A 19,216-nucleotide genomic window follows, 5' to 3' on the forward strand; every position below is an offset into this window, starting at 1 on the left:
AAAGGCTGTGCCATGCCGGCAACATCCAGAAACAATCGCGGCGTGTGGCGCTCCGGACCACAACGACACGGCGTCGATTATGTAATTGAATCAGAAAGATTATATTTGTTGCGATGGCGCCCTGGTCCGCTGCGTCCATCCGACGCGGGAGAGCATGCGGTCGATCACCGGCCAGAACAGCAGCACGATCGCCAGGGTCGTGATCGAGCCGACCAGGCCGTTCGACCAGAACACCTTGAGGTCGCCGCCGGAGCCGATCATCGACAGACGAAAAGCATCCTCGGCACGGTTGCCAAGCACCAGGGCCAGCGTGAATGGCGCCAGCGGAATGCCGATCTTCTTGAAGACGTAGCCGACGATGCCGAAGCCGAGCATCAGCCAGATGTCGAACATCGCGTTCTGGATCGCATAGGCCCCGATCGCGCAGGACACTACGATCATCGGCGCCACCGCGGCGAACGGCACGCGCAGGATCGAGGCGAAGATCGGCACCGTCGTCAGCACCAGCACGAGGCCGACGACGTTGCCGAGATACATCGAGGCGATCAGGCCCCAGACGAAGTCCTTGTGCTCGACGAACAGCAGCGGGCCCGGATTGAGCCCCCACACCATCAGGCCGCCGAGCAGGATCGCCGCGGTGCCCGAACCGGGAATGCCGAGCGCCAGCATCGGCAGCAGCGCCGAGGTGCCGGAGGCATGTGCCGCCGTCTCCGGCGCGAACACGCCCTCGATGCGCCCCTTGCCGAAACTTTCGGGATCCTTGGCGAAACGCTTGGCAAGGTTGTAGCCCATGAAGGAGGCCGCGATCGCGCCGCCCGGGGTGATGCCGAGCCAGCAGCCGATGAAGGAGGAGCGCAGCAGCGTCACCCAGTATTTCGGCAGGTCCTTCCAGACGCCGAGCACGACGCGGAGCGAAATGCTCGCCGCATGTCCGCGCAGCGCCAGCCGCTCCTCCATGGTCAGCAGGATCTCGCTGATGCCGAACAGGCCGATGACGGCGACCAGGAAGTTGATGCCGCGGAGCAGCTCCGGCGAGCCGAAGGTCATGCGCAGATTGCCCGACACGGTATCCATGCCGATGCCGGCCAGCAGCAACCCCAGCGACATCGAGATGACCGTCTTGTGCTTGGCCTCGCGCCCCAATCCGACGAAGGAGCAGAAGGTGAGCAGATAAACCGCGAAGAACTCGGGCGGGCCGAACTTCAACGCAAAGGACGAGATCATCGGCGCAAGGAACGTGATCAGGAGCACCGCGACCAGCGAGCCGATGAAGGAGGATGTGAACGCCGCGGTCAGCGCCTCCGCCGCCCTGCCCTGCTGCGCCATCGGATAGCCGTCGAATGTGGTCGCGACCGACCAGGCCTCGCCAGGGATGTTGAACAGGATCGAGGTGATGGCACCGCCGAACAGCGCACCCCAATAGATGCAGGACAGCATCACGATGGCCGAGGTCGGATCCATCGTGAAGGTGAGCGGCAACAGGATCGCAACGCCGTTGGGGCCGCCGAGACCCGGCAGCACGCCGACGAAGATGCCGAGCACCAGCCCGACCATCATCAGCACGACCGTCTTCCACGTCAGCAGAACGACAAAACCGTGAAGCAGGAGACCGAAAGCTTCCATCGCAAATTCCGCCTAGCGACCGAAGGCCGCTTCGAGCGGCCCTTTCGGCATGATGACGTCGAAGGCGATGTCGAAGGTGACGAACATGATCGCCGTGAACAGGAAGGCGGTGAGCAGCGACTTCCACATCGCGATCTTGCCGACGAAGCGCATGAAGCCCGAGATCAGGAGGAAGCTCGCGACATAGAGGCCGAGGAACTGCATCACCAGGCAGAACAGCAGCGTCGGCACAAATACCGCCAGCACGCGGCGGGCCTGCGCGCGCGTGACGAAGGTTCCGGACGCGGTACGACGCCCAAGCAGGGCCACGATCAGGCCGTAGAGGCTGCCGCCGCCGAGGATGACCGAGAGATAGAATGGGAAATAACCGGGTTCGGGCCCGGTCGAATCCCAGGACGCGCCGGTGCGCCAATTGTCGTAGCCGAGCGTCACGGCCAGCGCGAGCAACAGGAGACAGACGACGATCTCGATCGTGCCGGAGGAGACGACGGAGGGCGAGTCGTCTTCAGGCGCGGTCGGATCGTCGACGACGATTTCTAGATCGGTTTGGGACATGAGCTCTGGTGCACAGCTGGGAATTATCAACCTCTCCCCGTTCTTGCGGGAAGAGGTTGAGGCCGCATCCGCGGCCGTTTTTGGAACGCCGAAGCCGAAGCTTCGGCGATGACGAAGCGCCGGGTGAGGGGCTCTCTCCACGGGCTCGACTCGCGCAGAGAGCCCCTCACCCCAACCCTCTTCCGGTAAGAACGGGGCGAGGGAGAAGAGGCAGACGGCTACTTCGCGACGAATCCGGCTTCCGTCATCAGCGACTTGTTCTGCGCATCATCCTCCTCGAGGAACTGCACCATGTCCTTGCCGGTGAGGAAGATCGGCTTCAGCGCCTGCTTCTCCATGTACTCCTTGTACTCCGCGGTCTGCGTCACCTTGTGGAAGAGATCGACATAGAACGCCTGCTGCTCGGCCGTGACCTTGCCGGGCAGGAACATCGCGCGCAGCATCAGATATTGCACGTCGACCCCCTCCTCCTTGCAGGTCGGGATGTCGGCCCAGGACTGCGTCTCCGTCACCTTGCTGGTGTAGGCGATGCGCTCCTTGTCGAACACGCAGAGCGGACGCACCTGGCCCGCGCGCCAGACTTCGAGATTTTCGGAGGGGTTGTTGACGTTGGCTTCGGTGTGGTTGCCGACCAGCTGGGTCGCGGCCTCGCCGCCGGACTTGTAGGGCAGATAGGAGAACTTCGCGCCGGTCTTCTGCTCGAGGAAGACGGTCAGCACGTGATCCTCGCGCTTGGAGCCGGTGCCGCCCATCTTGAACGGCGCGCTCGCGGCCTTCGCGGCCGCGACGAACTCCTTCACCGTCTTGGGGCCGGCGCTGTTGTCCCAGAGCACGAACTGGTCGAGCGCGACCACCGAAACCGGGGTCAGCTCACGCCAGTTGAACGGGATCTTCGCCGACAGCGGCAGCATGTAGATCAGCGAATAGGCGATCAGCACCTTGTTCGGATCGCCCTCGCTGGACTTCATGTACATCAGCGCTTCCGCACCCGAGGCGCCGCCCTTGAGCGAGACGACGATCGGCTGCTTCATCAGATTGTTCTTCTGGATCGCGGCCTGCATCATCCGCGCCATCTGGTCTGACGCGCCGCCCGCGCCCGCCGCCACCACGATCTCGACCGGCTTTGCCGGCTCCCAGCCCGCAACAGCCGGCGTGCCGCAAAGCGCGGCCGCCGCGAGCGCCATTGCGGCCTTCATTCCATGTCCCACGTGCGTCTTCCCTATGTTCTTGTTTGGATTGGAAATTCGGAGATGAATTCGACGCCATTGTGCTGGCGAATCCAGCCGAGTTCAAGCCGTCCGACGTCATCCCCGTTATGACTTTGGAATTAGATGACGCGACGCAAAAAAAAGCGGGCTCCTTGCGGAGCCCGCGCCTTAGGCTTCGAACGCGGGTGCTGCAGCCTACACGACCAATATGTCGTGCTGGTTCAGCAGCACGCCGCTCTGGACGCTGACCACGGCCACTGCCGCGCCTTGCGTTCCGTCGGCGCTGTAATAGAGCGTCTGGTTGGCGGTGTCGAAATGGAACTGGGAGAATCCCGAGAACATATCATCACCGGAGGTTTCGAACGTCACGTCCATCCCAGCCGTCAACCCGCCGCCGAAACCGCTCGCGGAGACCGCGATGTGGTCCTGCTCGGTGGTGTTGTTGAAATCGCCGATTGTGCCCGGACCGGACGGCTGGAGGAAGGCGAAGGTGTCGTTGCCAGCGCCGCCGGTCATGGCATTGCCGCTCGCGGCCGCGATCAGGACGTCGCTGCCGCCGCCCCCGCTCATCGTCTCGGTCCCGTTGACGGCGATCAGGATGTCATCACCGCCGGTGCCGGTCAGCGCGCTCGCGCCGGCCGCGTTGTTGATGATTGTTGCCGTTGCCGCATTGGACGAGGTCGTCGTGCCGTCGGAGGTCGTGTAGCTGAACGAGCCGCCGAGCGTCGCGTCATCGCCGAAGAAGACGTTGCTGAAGTTGACGGCACCGCCGCCGGAACTTGCCGTGATGCTGCCGAGCGACAGCTGGTCGATCGCGTCGGGGTCGGTGTCGTTCAAGGCCAGGGCCCAACTGGGGATCTCGACCGTCGCGTTGGCGCCGACATCGGTGATGACGGTCTCGCCGACCGCGGTCGGCGCGTCGTTGGTGCCGATGATGGTGACGGTAACGTCCTGCGTGGTCGAGCCGCCATTGTTGTCGGCGATCGTCACCAGATAGTCCTGGGTCAGGGTCTGGCCCTGCGCCAGGAACTGGATGTCGGCGTTGTCGACCGTGAAATGCCAGGCGAGCGATCCGGCGCCGCCGGCCTCGCTGACCGGATCGAGCGAGAAGGTGCCGACATAATCGCTGCCGTTCGGGACGAAGCTCGCGCTGTGCGTATCACCAGGGTCGACGTCGGAAAACGACAGCGAGCCCGCCGTGGATTCGGTGGCGGGTCCGGTCGCCGGGCTGACGTTGACGGAATCGAGGATCATTCCGGTGCCGTCGGTTTCATAGGAAAACTGCAGCAGCGTCGACGACAGCGTGGCGTCACCGATGAGGTCGAAGGCATAGTGGTTGAGGCCGGCCGGCACGTTGCCGAGCGCCAGGATCGTCACGCCGTCCCACGACACCGTGAACGGCGCATTGACGCTCTCGGCATCGCCGAAGACGTCGAAGCTGACGAAATAATGCTGGCCCGGTGTGGTCGCGATGTTCTGCGACAGCGTTTCCGGAACGCTCGTCGGCAACAGCTCGACCGAATAGTGGCCGAAGCTGCCCCCGAGCTCGAGCTGCGCGACGTGAATGTGGCCGCCGCCGCTCACCGTCCAATTGGCGAGATTGCCGGTCTCGAAATCACCATTGAGGATCACCGGCGGGCCGGCATCCTCGGTGACCGCGCCACTGAGATTGGCCGCCGTGACCTGCGGATTGTCGTTCGCGCCGGCGATATCGAAAGTGATCGTGGTCGAGGCCTGGTGGCCCTGTCCGTCATCGACCGTGAAGGTGAACTGGTCGGTGACATTGTCGCCGGCAAGCAGCGCGTCGACCGACGCATCCGCGACATAGCCGTAGGAGCCGTCGGCGTTGAGCACCAGCGTTCCATGCGCGCCGGCGACGGAATTGCCGACATTGGCGGCGCTGCCGTTGACCTCCGTAATGGTCCGCGGCGTGCTCTGGTCGACCGGCTGGGTGACGTCGAAGATGGCGCCGGTCGCGATTGCCGTGCCCGCATCCGGGCCCGCCGTATCGGATGCCGCGATCGTCAGCGGCGTCAGGACCAGCGGATCGGCCGCACCGTCGATGGTGACGGTGACGGTCTGGATCGAGTTGGTGAAGCCGTCCCAGACGTTGACGTCGTATTGCACCGTCAGCGTCTCGCCGACGCTGAGGAAGTCGAGATCGGCATCGGGGATGCTGAAGGTCCAGTCGATGCTGGCGGTTCCGCTACCCGTGGAATCATGCAGCACCGTCGAGAGTGCCGACTGCAGATCCACCAGCGTCTGCGCCGGAGCGGCAAAACTATTGGCCGACCACACCGCCGAATTCAGCCCCACGCTGACCGAATGCACATCGGACAGATCGACGTCGTTGAAGCTCAGCGTCCCCGTCGGCACCGGACTCGTGGTGTCCGGCGACTGCGATCCGGTCACGCCCGGCTGCTCGGAGAGTGAAGCGGATTGCGGTCCGCTCGTCATCACCGGCGCGTCATTGGCGCCGGTGATGACGACCGAGACGGTCTGCGTCGAACTGGTCGAGCCGTCCGCGACCTTGATGTTGTAGTTCACCGTCAGCGTCTCGTTGAATGCGAGATAGTCGAGATCCTTGTCGGGAATGGCAAAATTCCAGTCGATGCTGCCGCTGCCGGAGCCGGTGGAATCGTGCAGCACCGTGGTCAGCGCCGCGGCGAGATCGGCCTGTGTCGCCGCGGGCGGCGTCGGCCCCGAGCTGGAGTCCAGCGTCACGGTCACGGTGTGCGTATCGCCAGTGTCCTGGTCGGTGAAGGCAAGCGAGCCGGCCGGACTCGTCGGCGTCGTGTCGAGTGCGGATGAGCCCGTCGTGGCGTCCTGCTCGGCGACGGTGGATGATTCCGGGCCGCTCGTGATCGCCACGGGTTGGTTGACGCCGAGGATGGTGATGGTGACGTCCTGGGTCGTGGAGCCGCCGTGACCGTCATCGACCGCGACGTGATAGACGAGCTTGAGCGTCTCGCCGCCGTTGAGGAAATTGGCCGAGGAGTTGGGAAGCGCGAAACTCCAGTCGACCTCCCCGATCAGATGGCCGGTCGAATCCTGCAGCGCGGTGCCGAACGCGGCCAGCAATTGCGCATTCGTCAGGGGTATCGAACCGCCGCCCGAACGGGTCGCGGTGACCGTCGTCGAGACGGTATGCGCATCGGCGAGATCAATGTCGGTGAAGAGCAGGTTGTCGCTGGCATGGAGGTTGCCGGAAGAATCCAGATTTTGATTCTCGACGAGAGCAGCGGACTCCGGGCACGACAGGAATATCGGCTTGTCGTTGGTGCCGACCACGGTCACCGTGACAGTCTGCGTCGAGATCCCGCCGGCATGGTCGTCGAGCTGCACCGTGTAGGTGATGTCGAGATGCTGGCCCGCCGCAAGATAGTCGAAGGCGAGATCGGGCGCGGAGAAGGTGGTGTTGATGGCGCCGGTCGAGGAGCCGGACGTCTTGACGACGTTGTCGACGTGATAGAACGACATCAGCTCGGCAGTGCCGAACAGGCCCGGCAACAGGCCTGCGGTGGCACCGGAGGCGGATACGCCTGTAACCGTCGCGGTGTGCCCGGTGTTGGCGAGGTCATCATCGGTGAAGTTGAGCGCGACATGAACGGTGTCGGGCGTGAGCGACAGCGTCTGGTTGGCCTGCTCGGTGACGGTCGCCGCCGTGGTCATGTTCATCACCGGCTTGTCGTCGGTGCCGGTGACCGTGATCTTGACGGTCTGGATCGCGAAGCCGCCGTGGTTGTCGAAGACCTTGACGTCATAGATCAGGACCAGCGTCTGGTTCTTGGCAAGGAAATCGAAATCCTGGTCCTGGTCGCTGAAACTCCATTTGAGCTGGCCCGAGCCGTTTGAATCGCTCAGGATTTGCGATTGCATCGCCGTCTGAAAATGCGCAAGCGAGGCCGCCGGAACGGTCGTTCCGCCTGACACCACCGCGGAATGCAGCGTCGCCGACGTCGTGTGGCTGTCGGTCCTGTCGCTGTCCCTGAAGCTCATCGTTCCCGACAGCGTATGCAGCGTTGTTGAATCGTTGAGGTTGACAAATTCGGTGAAGCTGCCCGTCGCGGAAGACGAGGTGAAAACCGGCGTGTGGTTGGTCATGAAAAAATCCCTGCCTGCGTTGTCATGAAATCGCCGCCGCACGAGAGCGCGGCGACGTGACTAATCGGTCTGAAAAATCAGACTGGACTCAACGAACTTGCATCAAAGCTTTGGCTTAGGGTCTTGATCTGGGAGCTTGATCTAGGAGCTTGGCTTGTTCGCGAGGCCGTACCTGGCGTGGGATGGTCAGCAGCAATGAAATTCTGGCGCGGCTCGCGTCGTCGAAATTACGTCGCTATGTCTTCAGTTCGATGACATCAGGTTGCAGCACGGTCGGTCAGAACGCTTCACACAATTCACGTCGCTCAATTCGATCACACTTAAATCACTTGCTGGCCGGTCTGTCGGCACGAAGAATACGAGAAGGCATCATGCAACCTCCGCGATCTTATGCCTGAGCTCGCCGCGTCGTCAACGTGGACGTGTCACCGCAGGCGCACACAATTGCAGTTCCGGACGGCGGAACCGTTTGAAAAATTGTGACAATTGTGATTTGCGCGGGATTGTCGCCGGCTGATCGTTCAGCCATCGCGTCTGCCCGTCGCGTCGCATCGAGCGTGGCGCAACCGGCGAAGGACGCGGGCTATTTGCCCTTCCAGTTCGGCGTGCGCTTGTTGAGGAAGGCGTCCATGCCCTCGCGGAAATCTTCGCTCATATAGGCCTTCAGGATCAGGTCCTCGCCTTCCTCGCGCGACAGCGTGCGGCGGATGCGGCGCACCGCTTCCTTGGTCGCCTCCAGCGTCAGCGGCGCATGGCTAGCGACGAGCTTGGCGGTCTCGTCGGCGCGGCGCTGCAGCGTCTCGACATCAGGGACGACCTCGTTGAGCAGGCCGAGCGACAGCGCTTCCTGCGCCTCGACGAGGCGCGCCTTGAAGATCATATCCTTGGTGCGGGCGGGTCCGACCAGCGCGACGACGCGGCTGATGTTCGACATCGACAGGCAGTTGCCGAGCGTACGCGCGATCGGAAAGCCCATCCGCGTCGTCTCGGTGCCGATGCGGAGGTCGCAGCAGGCTGCAATGCCGGCGCCGCCGCCGGTGCAGGCGCCGGCGATGGCGGCGATCACGGGTACGCGGCATTGCTCGAGCGTGCCGAGCACGCGGTCGATCCGGGCCTCGTAGTCGAGCGCGTCCTGCGCGGACTTGAACGCACGGAACTGGGAAATGTCGGTGCCGGAGGCGAACGCCTTGTCGCCGGCCCCGGTCAGGATCAGCGCCTTGATCGAGCGATCGGCGTTGATCTCCAGACAGATCTCCGCCATGCGGTCATACATGGCGAAGGTCATTGCGTTACGCGCCTGCGGGCGGTTGAAGGTGATCCGCGCGATGCCGTCCTGGACGGAGTAGAGCAGGTCTTCGTTAGCGGTCGTCGGTGCGTTCATCGCGCGCTCTCTTCTTCTCTCGGTCAGTCCAGGCTAGCTGGCTCTAGGCCACCTGAGCTTTGGTCATCGGCACCGCATCGCGCCCCTTCAGGACGTCCATGGCCGCCAAGACGCCGCCGCTCCGGTGCGGAATTTTTGCCAGATCCAGACCCATCTCGACGCCGGCGAGCGTGCCCATCAGCATCAGATCGTTGAAATGGCCGATATGGCCGATGCGGAACACCTTGCCCTTGACCTTGTTCAGGCCGGTGCCGAGCGACATGTCGAAGGCCTCCAGCACCACCTTGCGGAAGGCGTCGGCGTCATGGCCATCCGGCACGCGCACGCCGGTCAGCGCCGGCGAGTGCGCGGCGGGATCGGCGCACTGCGTCTCCAGGCCCCAGACCTTGACCGCGGCGCGCGTCGCCGCGCTGTGGCGCTTGTGGCGGGTCCAGACGTTCTCCAGCCCCTCCTCTTCCAGCATCTTCACCGCTTCGCGCAGGCCGTAGAGCAGGTTGGTCGCGGGCGTATAGGGGAAGGTGCCGAGCTTGTTGAAGTTGATCACCTCCTGCCAGTCCCAGTAGGAGCGCATGCCCGGATTGGCTTTCGCCACGGCCAGCGCCTTGTCCGAGACGGCGTTGAAGCCGAGGCCGGGCGGCAGCATCAGGCCCTTCTGCGAGCCGGCGACCGAGACGTCGATGCCCCAGGCGTCGTGCTCATATTCCATCGAGCCGAGGCCGGAGATGGTATCGACCATCAGCAGCGCCGGATGCTTGACGCGGTCGAGCAGCTTGCGCACCTCCAGCGGCGGCGTCACGCAGCCGGTCGAGGTCTCGTTGTGGACGACGCAGACCGCCTTGATCGCGTGCTGCTTGTCGGCGACCAGGCGCTTCTCGATCTCGGCGAGGTCGGCGCCGTGGCGCCAGTCGCTCGGAATGAAGTCGACGTCGAGCTTGAACTTGTCGGCGATGCCGCGCCACAGCACGGCGAACTGGCCGGTCTCGCACATCAGGAGCTTGTCGCCGGGCGAGAACACGTTGACCATCGCCGCTTCCCAGGCGCCGGTGCCGGACGAGGGGAAGATGATCACCGGCTGCTTGGTGCGGAACACCCGCTGCATCGCGGCAAGGACGGCAAAACCGAGCTCGGCGAACTCCGGACCGCGATGGTCCAGGGTCGGCATGTCCATCGCCCGCAGCACCCGGTCGGGCACGTTGGTCGGTCCTGGAATCTGTAGGAAATGCCTTCCAGTGTGCACGGTCATCGGCGTCCTTCCCGGTCTTTGAGGCTGTCTTGGCTCGAGCGTCCGTGGGCCCGCATTGGGGACTCCGGCGAGCCGCTCGCATATCACTATTCGCCGGGCTTGTCCCTCGCCCGACGGGGTCCGTCAATGCACAAGAAGCAGGGCTCGCTTGCCAAGGGCCGTGACGGTAGGCAAGACGGTGCCGGCGAACAGGCGAGAGCGGACCATGGCGGCGGAAGTGGCTGGAAAATCACCGGAATCGGTCCAAACGGACCGTCTGGCGGCACGTCTGGCCCGGGAAATCACCGGCGACGTCCTGTTCGACCCCTTCAGCCGCGGCCGCTACGCCACCGACGCCTCGTTCTACCAGATCGTGCCATCAGGCGTGGTGGTCCCGAAGACCATGGACGAGGCCCTGCGGGCGCTGGCGATTGCCCGCGACGAGGGGCTGAAGGTGACCCCGCGCGGCGGCGGCACTTCGCAATGCGGCCAGACCGTCAATGACGGGCTGGTGGTCGATCTCTCCAAGCACCTGAACCGGATCCTGTCGCTCGACGTCGAGGGCCGGACCTGCGTGGTCGAGCCCGGCATCGTGCTCGACGATCTCAACCGGCAGCTCAAAAAGCACGGCCTGTGGTTTCCGGTCGACGTCTCCACGGCGTCGCGCGCCACCATCGGCGGCATGGCCGGCAACAATTCCTGCGGCGGCCGCTCCCTTCGCTACGGCACCATGCGCGACAACACGCTGTCGATGGAGGCGGCGCTGGCCGACGGCACGCTGAGCCGCTTCGGCGAGGTCTCGCGCGATCTCTCTGATCTCGACGCGAACGAGAGCGTGCGTCCACTGTTCCGCGACATGCTCGATCTCGGAGCCCGTGAGGCCGAGGAGATCGCGGCGCGCTTTCCAAAAGTGCAGCGCCGCGTTGGCGGCTACAATCTCGATGCTCTGGTGCCGCGCAATGCGCGCAACAACATGGCGCATTTGCTCGTGGGCTCGGAAGGCACCCTCGCCTTCACCACCAAGGTCGAGCTGAAGCTGTGGCCGGTGATCCGCAACAAGGCGCTGGGCGTCTGCCATTTCGGCAGCTTCTACGAGGCGATGGATGCGGCACAGCATCTGGTCAAGCTGAAGCCGATCGCGGTCGAGCTGGTCGACCGCACCATGCTCGCGCTCGGCCGCGATATCGCGATGTTCAGGCCCATCATCTCCGCCGCCATCAAGGGCGATCCGGATGCCGTGCTGGTGGTCGAGTTCGCCGAAGAAGACCAGGCGGATAACCTCGTGCGCCTCAAGCAGCTCGGCGAGCTGATGGGCGATCTCGGTTTCGGCTGGAACAACGACACGCGCAAATGGGGCGGCGTGGTCGAGATCACGGAGCCGGCGCTGCAGAGCGGCATCGCCGATTTCCGCGCCGCCGGCCTCAACGTCATGATGTCGATGAAGCAGGAGGGCAAGCCGGTCTCCTTCGTCGAGGACTGCGCGGTGCCGCTGCCGCATCTCGCCGCCTACACCGCGCGGCTGAACGAGGTCTTCGCCAGGCACGGCACCAGCGGCACCATGTACGCCCACGCCTCCGAGGGCTGCCTGCACGTGCGCCCCGTGCTGAATTTGAAGCTGGAGAAGGACATCAAGGCGATGCGCGCCATCGCCGAAGAGGCGTTTGCGCTGGTGCGCGAGTACAAGGGCTCGCATTCCGGCGAGCATGGCGACGGCCTGGTGCGCTCGGAATTCCACGAGACGATGTTCGGCGAGCGTCTCGTCGCAGACTTCAGGGAGGTGAAGCAGCGTTTCGACCCGGACGGCGTACTCAATCCCGGCAAGATCGTCGATGCGCCCAGGATGGACGACCGCTCGCTGTTCCGCTTCAAGCCCGACTATCGCGTCGGCGAGCTCAAGACCAAGCTCGACTGGTCGGCCTGGCCGGGCGCCGGCGGCGGCTTCCAGGGCGCGGTCGAGATGTGCAACAACAACGGCGCCTGCCGCAAGCTCGAGGGCGGCGTGATGTGCCCGTCCTACCGCGCCACCCGCAACGAGAAGGACGTCACGCGGGGCCGGGCCAACACCTTGCGGCTCGCGATCTCCGGCCAGCTCGGCCCTGATGCACTCTCGTCCGACGAGATGATGGACACGCTGAAACTCTGCGTATCCTGCAAGGCCTGCCGCCATGAGTGCCCGACCGGCGTCGACATGGCCAAGATGAAGATCGAGGTGCTCGCCGCGCGCGCCGCCTCTCACGGCCTGACGTTGCGCGATCGTCTCGTCGGCTATCTCCCGCGTTATGCCGGCCTCGCCTCGCGCTTGGCGCCGCTGGCGAATTTGCGGAACGGCAGCCCGTTGTTGCGAAAACTGTTTGAGCGCTTTGCCGGCATCAGCGCGCGCCGGGCGCTCCCCGCCTTCCGCAGCGACGTGTTTGCGCCGCCGGCGGAAGCGGTTGGACCCGAGACCGGCCGCGAGGTCGTGCTGTTCGCCGACACCTTCAACCGCATCTATGAGCGCGAGAACCTCGACGCCGCGCTGCGCGTGCTCGTGGCCGGCGGCTATCGGGTACATCTGCCCAAGCCATTGGCCGGCAGCCGCCCGCTCTGCTGCGGCCGCACCTTCCTCTCCGCCGGCCTCGTCGACGAAGCCAAGGCCGAGCTCGACCGGCTGGTCGCGGCCTTCGCGCCTTTCGCCGCGCGCGGCGTGCCGATCGTCGGCCTCGAGCCGAGCTGCCTGTTGACGCTGCGCGACGAGCTCGCTTCGCTGCGCAAGGACAACGACGCCAAGGCGGTCGGCGCGCACGCGCTGACCTTCGAGGAATTTCTGGTGCGCGAGGCCGAGGCAGGGAGGCTGCAATTGCCGCTCGGCGCCGTCGCCGAGAAGGCCATGGTGCACGGCCATTGCCATCAAAAATCCTTCGGCGCCTTCAAGCCGGTCGAGCAGGCGCTGCGCCTCGTCCCCGGCCTGAAGGTCGAGACCATCGAGTCGAGCTGCTGCGGCATGGCCGGCGCGTTCGGCTATGGCGCGGACACCTATGATGCCTCGATCGAGATGGCGGAGCTGTCGCTGCTGCCGGCCGTGCGGCGCGCCGATCAGGCTGCGCTCATCGTCGCCGACGGCACCTCCTGCCGCCACCAGATTCACGACGGCGCGCAGCGCGAGGCGCTCCACGTCGCGCGCGTGCTGGCGATGAGCCTCGACCGCGCCGGAAACAATTCCACCTCAACCGCTGCAAAGGAAACCAGCCATGGCTGACCTCACCCTCGACACCGCCCGCAAGATTCTCGACGCCGCCTTCGCGAAGGCCGACGAGCTCAAGCTCAAGCCGCTGGTCGTCACCATCCTCGACGCCCGCGGCGTGCTCAAGCTCGCGGCCGCGCAGGACGGCACCAGCCTGATGCGCGGCGAGATCGCGCACGGCAAGGCCTATGGCGCGCTCGCCATGGGCATGGGCTCGCGCGCCCTGTTCCAGCGCGCCCAGGAGCAGGCCTATTTCATCGATGCCGTGAACACCTTGGCCAAGGGCGCGCTGGTGCCGGTCCCCGGCGGCGTGCTGATCATGGACGACGCGACGCTGCTCGGCGCCGTCGGCGTCTCCGGCGACACCTCCGACAATGACGAAGCCTGCGCCCTCGCGGGCATCCAGGCTGCGGGACTGAAGGCGAATGCGGGATAAGCTGCCGTAGGGTGGGTTAGCCAGAGACCGCGCAGAGCGCGGTCCCAGGCGTAACCCACCTCTTCTGCCTCCGCGGACACGGAAGTGGTGGATTACGCTGACGCTAACCCACTCTACGCCACCTACAAGCTCTTGCGCCACCCGACGGGCAAAACACCCAATCCCTCGGTCAACCGACACCCGCAAAAATATTCGCCTTTACAGAATTTCCGATTTACCGCATCGTGCCGCCATCCTGATCCACGAAAAGGGGCGGTCGTACGTCGTCACGAGCCGCGGATCAGGCTGCGGTGGACGCGAGCGGCGTCGATGCGGAATCTGGCGTGCAGGGCGGAAGATCCCGTGAGCGCGACCGGCCGCACACGACGGACGGCGCCGAATGCGTACGACGAAAGCGCGTGGTCCTGGCCGTCGTTGCTACGGTCAAGCTTTTGCGAAAGGCGCTCGCTCCGACCGGAGCGGCGTCCGTGAATTTCGCGGAGGTGACGGAGGCAAGAAGGACAATCGTCTCCGGGGAGAGCGCGTATAAGCCGTAAAGCCACTGCGCAGGGAAGGCCGGATGTTGCGGCTGCCCTGTATCGCTCCTGTGCCTTGCGTGTGCATCATTCTTGCACGGGAGTCTTGCGGGTGCCAGCCGGCACCCGGCCTTCCCTGCGCCCTTCTCTCCGAGAGGGCGTGAAGCAAAGAGCAAAGCTCGGGCGCGATTACGCCGCGAGACCGCGAAGGCGTGTCTGCTGTTTGAAATCGAAACTGTGTCGATCGAGCTCATTCTCGTGTCCCGGACGCGCTGCAATGCGGAGCGTTGCTGCGCAGAGCCGGGACCCAGAAAGTCACACGGAACAAGCGTCGAGATGGGCCCCGGCTCTGCAGTGCATCGCCGAAGAGGCGCTGCACTGCGTCCGGGACACGAGAGCGCCCCCTCTACCTTCCCGTCCAGACCGGCTTCCTCTTCTCGCTGAACGCTTTCAGGCCTTCCTTGGCGTCCTCGGTCATCGCCAGCAGCGCGATCTGGCTTTCGGTGTAGGCGATGCTCTCGTCGAACGACATCGAGGCGATGGCGCGCATGGCATATTTGCCGCGGCGGATCGCGGTCGGCGACTTGTCGACGATGCGGCCGATCAGCCAGTCGACCTTGGCATCGAGCTCGGCGGTGGGCACCACGTAGTTGAGCAAGCCCGCGCTCAGCGCCACCTTGGCATCGAACGGCTCGCCTGTGAGCGCCCATTCGTTGACGAGGCGCGGCGGCGCGATGCTCTGCAACAGGCTCAGCACCTGCATCGGGAACACGCCGACCTTCACCTCCGGCAGGCCGAAGATGACGTGATCGGCCGCGACCGCCATGTCGGTCATGCACAAAAGGCCCATGCCGCCGGCCATGCAGACGCCCCCGACCCGCGCAATCGCCGGTTTGGTGGCGTTCTGTGACAAACGTAACAGATCGGCATAGTCGACATTTGGTTTGGAATGATCCATCGCGAAAGCCGCGCCGGAATTCTGCAAGTCGGCGCCCGCGCAGAACGCCTTGTCGCCCGCGCCCGTCAGCACAATGACGCGGACGTCCTTGTCGTCATGCGCGTCGCGATAGCCTTTGGTGATGCCGGCGATGACCTCGCCGTTCAGCGCGTTGCGTTTCTCCGGCCGGTTGATGGTGATCCAGAACGCCTGCCCGCGCTTCTCAGTGATGACTGCCGTGGTGTCGGTCATGGTAGGCTCGCTTCCTTGTGTTCCGTTTTGCAGCCATTTGCGGCAGGACCGGCGGCGCGCGCAAGGGCAATCTGCAACGCCGTGTCACCATAGCGTGTGGGCGCAAATTCGCTTGGCGATTGAATTAACGGCGACGGCCGCTATCCTGACTGGAGATTTTGATCACCGATGAGCCATTTCATGCGCACCGCGACGATTTTGTTGCTGGCAGGCTTGCTCGTGCTGAGCGCAGGACCCGCAAGCCGCGCGGCTGACGCCGCCAAGCTCGCGCTGGTGATCGGCAACGCAAGATACCCCGACAACGAATTCGTGCTGAACGAGGTCGCCAACGATGCTCAGGACGTCGCTGAAGAATTGAAGCGCGACGGCTTCGTCGTCGATCGGCAGAGCAATCTCACGGCCGACGCCATGCGGCAGGTGCTGGATCGCTTTTATGCCCGCATCGAACGCGGCGCGGTGGCGCTGATCTTCTTCGACGGCTTCGCCATCCAGTCCAACCGGCAGACCTACCTGCTTCCGGTCGACGCGCAGATCTGGACCGAGCCGGACGTGGCGCGCGACGGCTTCAGCCTCGACATCATCCTCGCCGAGATGAACACGCGCGGCGCCGCGATCAAGATCGCGCTGATCGACGCCTCGCGCCGCAACCCGTTCGAGCGGCGCTTCCGCCGCTATTCGGCGGGCCTTGCACCGGCGATCGCACCGAGCAATTCGCTCGTGCTCTACTCCGCCGCGCTCGGCGCGGTTGCGGCGAGCGGGAAGACCGAGCACAGCCTGTTCGTGGCCGAGTTGCTCCGCGAGATGCGCGCGCCGAACATCAGCGCCGAGCAGGCCCTGACCAACACCAAGAACGGCGTTGTCGCCGCCACCAAGCGGGAGCAGGTGCCGTGGCTGTCATCCTCGCTGACCACGGAATTTTCGTTCGCAGGTTCGGTGGCGCAGCCGGCCGACAACAAGGCCGGCGACCCGACGAAGCCAGAGCCTCAGAAACCCGAGCCTCAGAAGCCTGTCTGCGACGCGCCGCAGGCGGAGCCGCCCCCGAGCGCCGGCGATCTCGCCAGGGATCCGCTCATCGCCGATCTCAGCCGCAAGATCGCAGCGAACGCCAATGACGTCGCCTCGCGCTACAAGCGCGGCCAGGTCTATGCGATCAAGCGCGCCTATACGCTCGCCATGCAGGATTTCGACCTCGTGATCCGCAGGGATCCCAGGGATGGCGAGGCGCTCAACAACCGCTGCTGGACGCGCGCTGCCACCGGCGATCTGCAGGGCGCGCTCGCCGACTGCAATCTGGCGCTCCAGATCGATCCCGGATTGAGCGATGCGCTCGACAGCCGCGGGCTCGTCAACCTCAAGCTCGGCCGGACCGCCGAGGCGATCAAGGACTACAACGACGCGATCCAGCGCAACCCGCGCTCGTCATCTTCGCTGTTCGGCCGCGGCATCGCCAGGCGCAAGAGCGGCGGCGACGGCGCCACTGATATCGCGCAGGCGAAGTCGATGAATCCTGACATCGCGAAGGAGTTCGCTGGCTACGGCGTCACGGAATGCGTGCCCTGAGCCGCAGAGGCCTTCCTGATCCAGACCTTGTTGTCATGGAAGGCGGCCCCGCCGATCGGCGCGACGGCTTCGGCGCCCGTCAGCATGTTGATGCCGCGTCCGCCGATATGGTTCTTGTTGGGATGAACGGACTCCGCGATCAGGACGCCGCGCCGCACGCCGTCGAACAGCGTCGCCACCAGCGTGGTCTCGCCGCGGGTATTGCCGAGCGTCACCGCATCGCCGTCTGCGATGTCGAGCGCGGCTGCATCCTGGGGATGGATCATCACGCTCGCCTTGCCCTCGCGCGCCTGCGAGGACGGCGTCTCGTTGAAGGTGGTGTTGAGGAAGCTGCGCGAAGGGCTGGTCGCAAGCCGGAACGGATGGGCCTGGTCGGAGTGCTCGATCACCGCCCAGTGGTCCGGCAGATCAGGCATCTTGTCGACATCGCCCATCGTCACGCCGAACGGCGGATGCGCCCAGTCCGCCCTAAAATGGAATTTCCCGTCGGCATGGGCAAAGCCATCGAGAAAATGCGAGGTGCGGAAGTCCGGCTGCAGGTCGCGCCAGATATCGGCTTCGAGGCCGGCGATATCGCCGTGGTTGCTGAGCTTCAGCGTCGCGTCGATCAATTCGCGCGGCGTCATCTCGAAACCGGGATGCTTGGCGCCAAGCCGCGGCGCCAGCCCCTGCAGGACCTCGTGGTTGGAGCGGCATTCGCCGGGCGGGTCGATCAGCTTCGGCCCGACCGAGATGTGCTGGTGGCCACCGCCGTAATAGAGATCGTCATGCTCCATGAACATGGTCGCCGGCAGCACGATATCGGCCATCTGCGCCGTCTCGGTCATGAACTGCTCGTGCACCGCGACGAACAGATCCTCGCGCGCAAAGCCCTGCCGGACCAGCGCCTGCTCCGGCGCCACGGTCATCGGGTTGGTGTTCTGGATCAGCATCGCCTTGACCGGCCCCTTGCCGCGCAGCGCTTCGGCATCCCCGGTGAGGATGCGGCCGATCTTCGACTGGTCCAGTGCGCGGACGCTCTGGTCGATGGCGTCGTGGCCCTCGATGATGGATTCGTTGAAATGCCACAGCGCGTAATTGTTGAAGAAGGCGCCGCCGCCTTCATACTGCCAGGCGCCGGTCACCGCAGGAATGCAGGTCGCGGCATGCATCTGCGTCGCGCCGTTGCGCGAGCGGGTGAAGCCGTAGCCGAGCCGGAAGAAGGTCCGTTTGGTCTCGCCGACCGCCTTGGCAAAGGCTTCGATCTCCGCCACCGGCACGCCGCAAATCGCAGAGGCCCATTCCGGCGTGCGCGCCTTCAGATGCGCCTCGAGCTCGGCCGGGCAATCGGTGTATTTGTCCATGTAGGCGCGGTCGGCATAGCCGTCGCGAAACAGGACGTGCATGACACCACACGCGAACGCGCCGTCGGTACCGGGCCGCAGGATGATCTTGATGTCAGCCTGCTTCATGGTCTCGTTGTCGTAGATGTCGACCGCGGCGATCTTCGCGCCGCGCTCCTTGCGGGCGCGGGAGGCGTGCGTCATCACGTTGACCTGGGTGTTGACGGGGTTGGTGCCCCAGATCACGACGAGGTCGGAGAGCGCCATCTCGCGCGGATCGACGCCGGCGATCTTGCCGGTGCCGATGGCATAGCCGATGCGGGCGACATTGGCGCAGATGGTCTGATAGAAGCGGGAATATTTTTTCACATGCGTGAGGCGATTAAGGCCGTCGCGCATCACCAGCCCCATCGTGCCGGCATAGTAATAGGGCCAGATCGATTCCGCGCCGAACTCGCGCTCGGCCGCATTGAAGCGATGCCCGATCTCGTCCAGCGCCTCGTCCCAGGAGATCCGCGCGAATTGCCCCGAGCCCTTCGGCCCAATGCGGCGCATCGGAAACATCACCCGCTCGGGATGATGGATGCGCTCGGCATAGCGGGCGACCTTGGCGCAGACGACTCCGGCCGTATAGGTCTGCTGCTTCGAACCACGGACACGACCGATGCTGCGGCCTTCGACCACCTCGACATCGAGGGCGCAGGCCGAGGGGCAATCATGCGGGCAGGTCGAATGGCGGATTTCGATCTTGGCGTGCTGGTTCATGGCCAAATTCGTAACACCAAAATACCTGTCAGCCGAGGGCATTTATCCGGCAATGCCCATGCGATTTGCTCAGATCACGTGCGCTGCGGGTTCCTGCCGCGACTGCGAAGACGGCG

General features: G+C 64.8%; 11 protein-coding genes. 3 read left to right on the forward strand and 8 right to left on the reverse strand.

Going from position 1 to position 19,216, the window contains the following annotated elements:
- Positions 1-99: 99 nt before the first annotated feature.
- From IVB26_RS28040 to IVB26_RS28065, 6 genes are all read right to left on the reverse strand, one after another.
- Positions 100-1,623, reverse strand: coding sequence for a tripartite tricarboxylate transporter permease (locus IVB26_RS28040; RefSeq protein ID WP_247968341.1), 1,524 nt, complete (start codon positions 1,621-1,623; stop codon positions 100-102).
- A 12-nt stretch (positions 1,624-1,635) separates the two neighbouring features.
- Complete coding sequence (locus IVB26_RS28045) at positions 1,636-2,178, reverse strand: tripartite tricarboxylate transporter TctB family protein (RefSeq protein ID WP_247968342.1); 543 nt, start codon at positions 2,176-2,178, stop codon at positions 1,636-1,638.
- A 218-nt stretch (positions 2,179-2,396) separates the two neighbouring features.
- Positions 2,397-3,374, reverse strand: a complete 978-nt coding sequence (locus IVB26_RS28050) for a Bug family tripartite tricarboxylate transporter substrate binding protein (RefSeq protein WP_247968343.1) — start codon at positions 3,372-3,374, stop codon at positions 2,397-2,399.
- 207 nt (positions 3,375-3,581) lie between these two features.
- Positions 3,582-7,490, reverse strand: coding sequence for a beta strand repeat-containing protein (locus tag IVB26_RS28055; RefSeq protein ID WP_247968344.1), 3,909 nt, complete (start codon positions 7,488-7,490; stop codon positions 3,582-3,584).
- Positions 7,491-8,073: 583 nt separating this feature from the next.
- Entirely contained in the window at positions 8,074-8,871 is a 798-nt protein-coding gene (locus tag IVB26_RS28060; RefSeq protein WP_247968345.1) for an enoyl-CoA hydratase/isomerase family protein, read from the reverse strand.
- Positions 8,872-8,914: 43 nt separating this feature from the next.
- Entirely contained in the window at positions 8,915-10,114 is a 1,200-nt protein-coding gene (locus IVB26_RS28065; protein WP_247968346.1) for a pyridoxal-phosphate-dependent aminotransferase family protein, read from the reverse strand.
- A gap of 205 nt (positions 10,115-10,319) precedes the next feature.
- Here IVB26_RS28065 and IVB26_RS28070 point away from each other — a divergent pair, with 205 nt between their 5' ends.
- Both IVB26_RS28070 and IVB26_RS28075 read left to right on the forward strand, forming a co-directional pair.
- Positions 10,320-13,328 carry an FAD-binding and (Fe-S)-binding domain-containing protein gene (locus IVB26_RS28070; RefSeq protein ID WP_247968347.1) on the forward strand — a complete coding sequence of 1,003 codons (3,009 nt, stop codon included), beginning with the start codon at positions 10,320-10,322 and terminating at the stop codon, positions 13,326-13,328.
- Positions 13,321-13,749 (forward strand): GlcG/HbpS family heme-binding protein, encoded by a 429-nt coding sequence (locus IVB26_RS28075; protein WP_247968348.1) that lies wholly within the window; start codon positions 13,321-13,323, stop codon positions 13,747-13,749. The genes IVB26_RS28070 and IVB26_RS28075 overlap by 8 nt, the downstream gene beginning before the upstream one ends.
- A 921-nt stretch (positions 13,750-14,670) precedes the next feature.
- On the opposite strand, the gene IVB26_RS28080 is transcribed toward IVB26_RS28075, so the two are convergent.
- Positions 14,671-15,453: an enoyl-CoA hydratase/isomerase family protein gene (locus IVB26_RS28080; protein ID WP_247968349.1), complete on the reverse strand. Its 783-nt coding sequence runs from the start codon at positions 15,451-15,453 to the stop codon at positions 14,671-14,673.
- Between the two features lie 168 nt (positions 15,454-15,621).
- Here IVB26_RS28080 and IVB26_RS28085 point away from each other — a divergent pair, with 168 nt between their 5' ends.
- Positions 15,622-17,013, forward strand: coding sequence for a caspase family protein (locus tag IVB26_RS28085; protein ID WP_247968350.1), 1,392 nt, complete (start codon positions 15,622-15,624; stop codon positions 17,011-17,013).
- Here IVB26_RS28085 and IVB26_RS28090 read toward each other — a convergent pair.
- The gene (locus IVB26_RS28090) at positions 16,986-19,100 is read right to left on the reverse strand and encodes a molybdopterin oxidoreductase family protein (RefSeq protein ID WP_247968351.1); all 2,115 of its coding nucleotides are present in this window, start codon (positions 19,098-19,100) and stop codon (positions 16,986-16,988) included. The two genes, IVB26_RS28085 and IVB26_RS28090, sit on opposite strands and share 28 nt — an antisense overlap.
- Between the last annotated feature and the right edge of the window lie 116 nt (positions 19,101-19,216).

The sequence above is a fragment of the Bradyrhizobium sp. 195 genome, assembly GCF_023101665.1.
Taxonomy (GTDB): Bacteria; Pseudomonadota; Alphaproteobacteria; order Rhizobiales; family Xanthobacteraceae; genus Bradyrhizobium.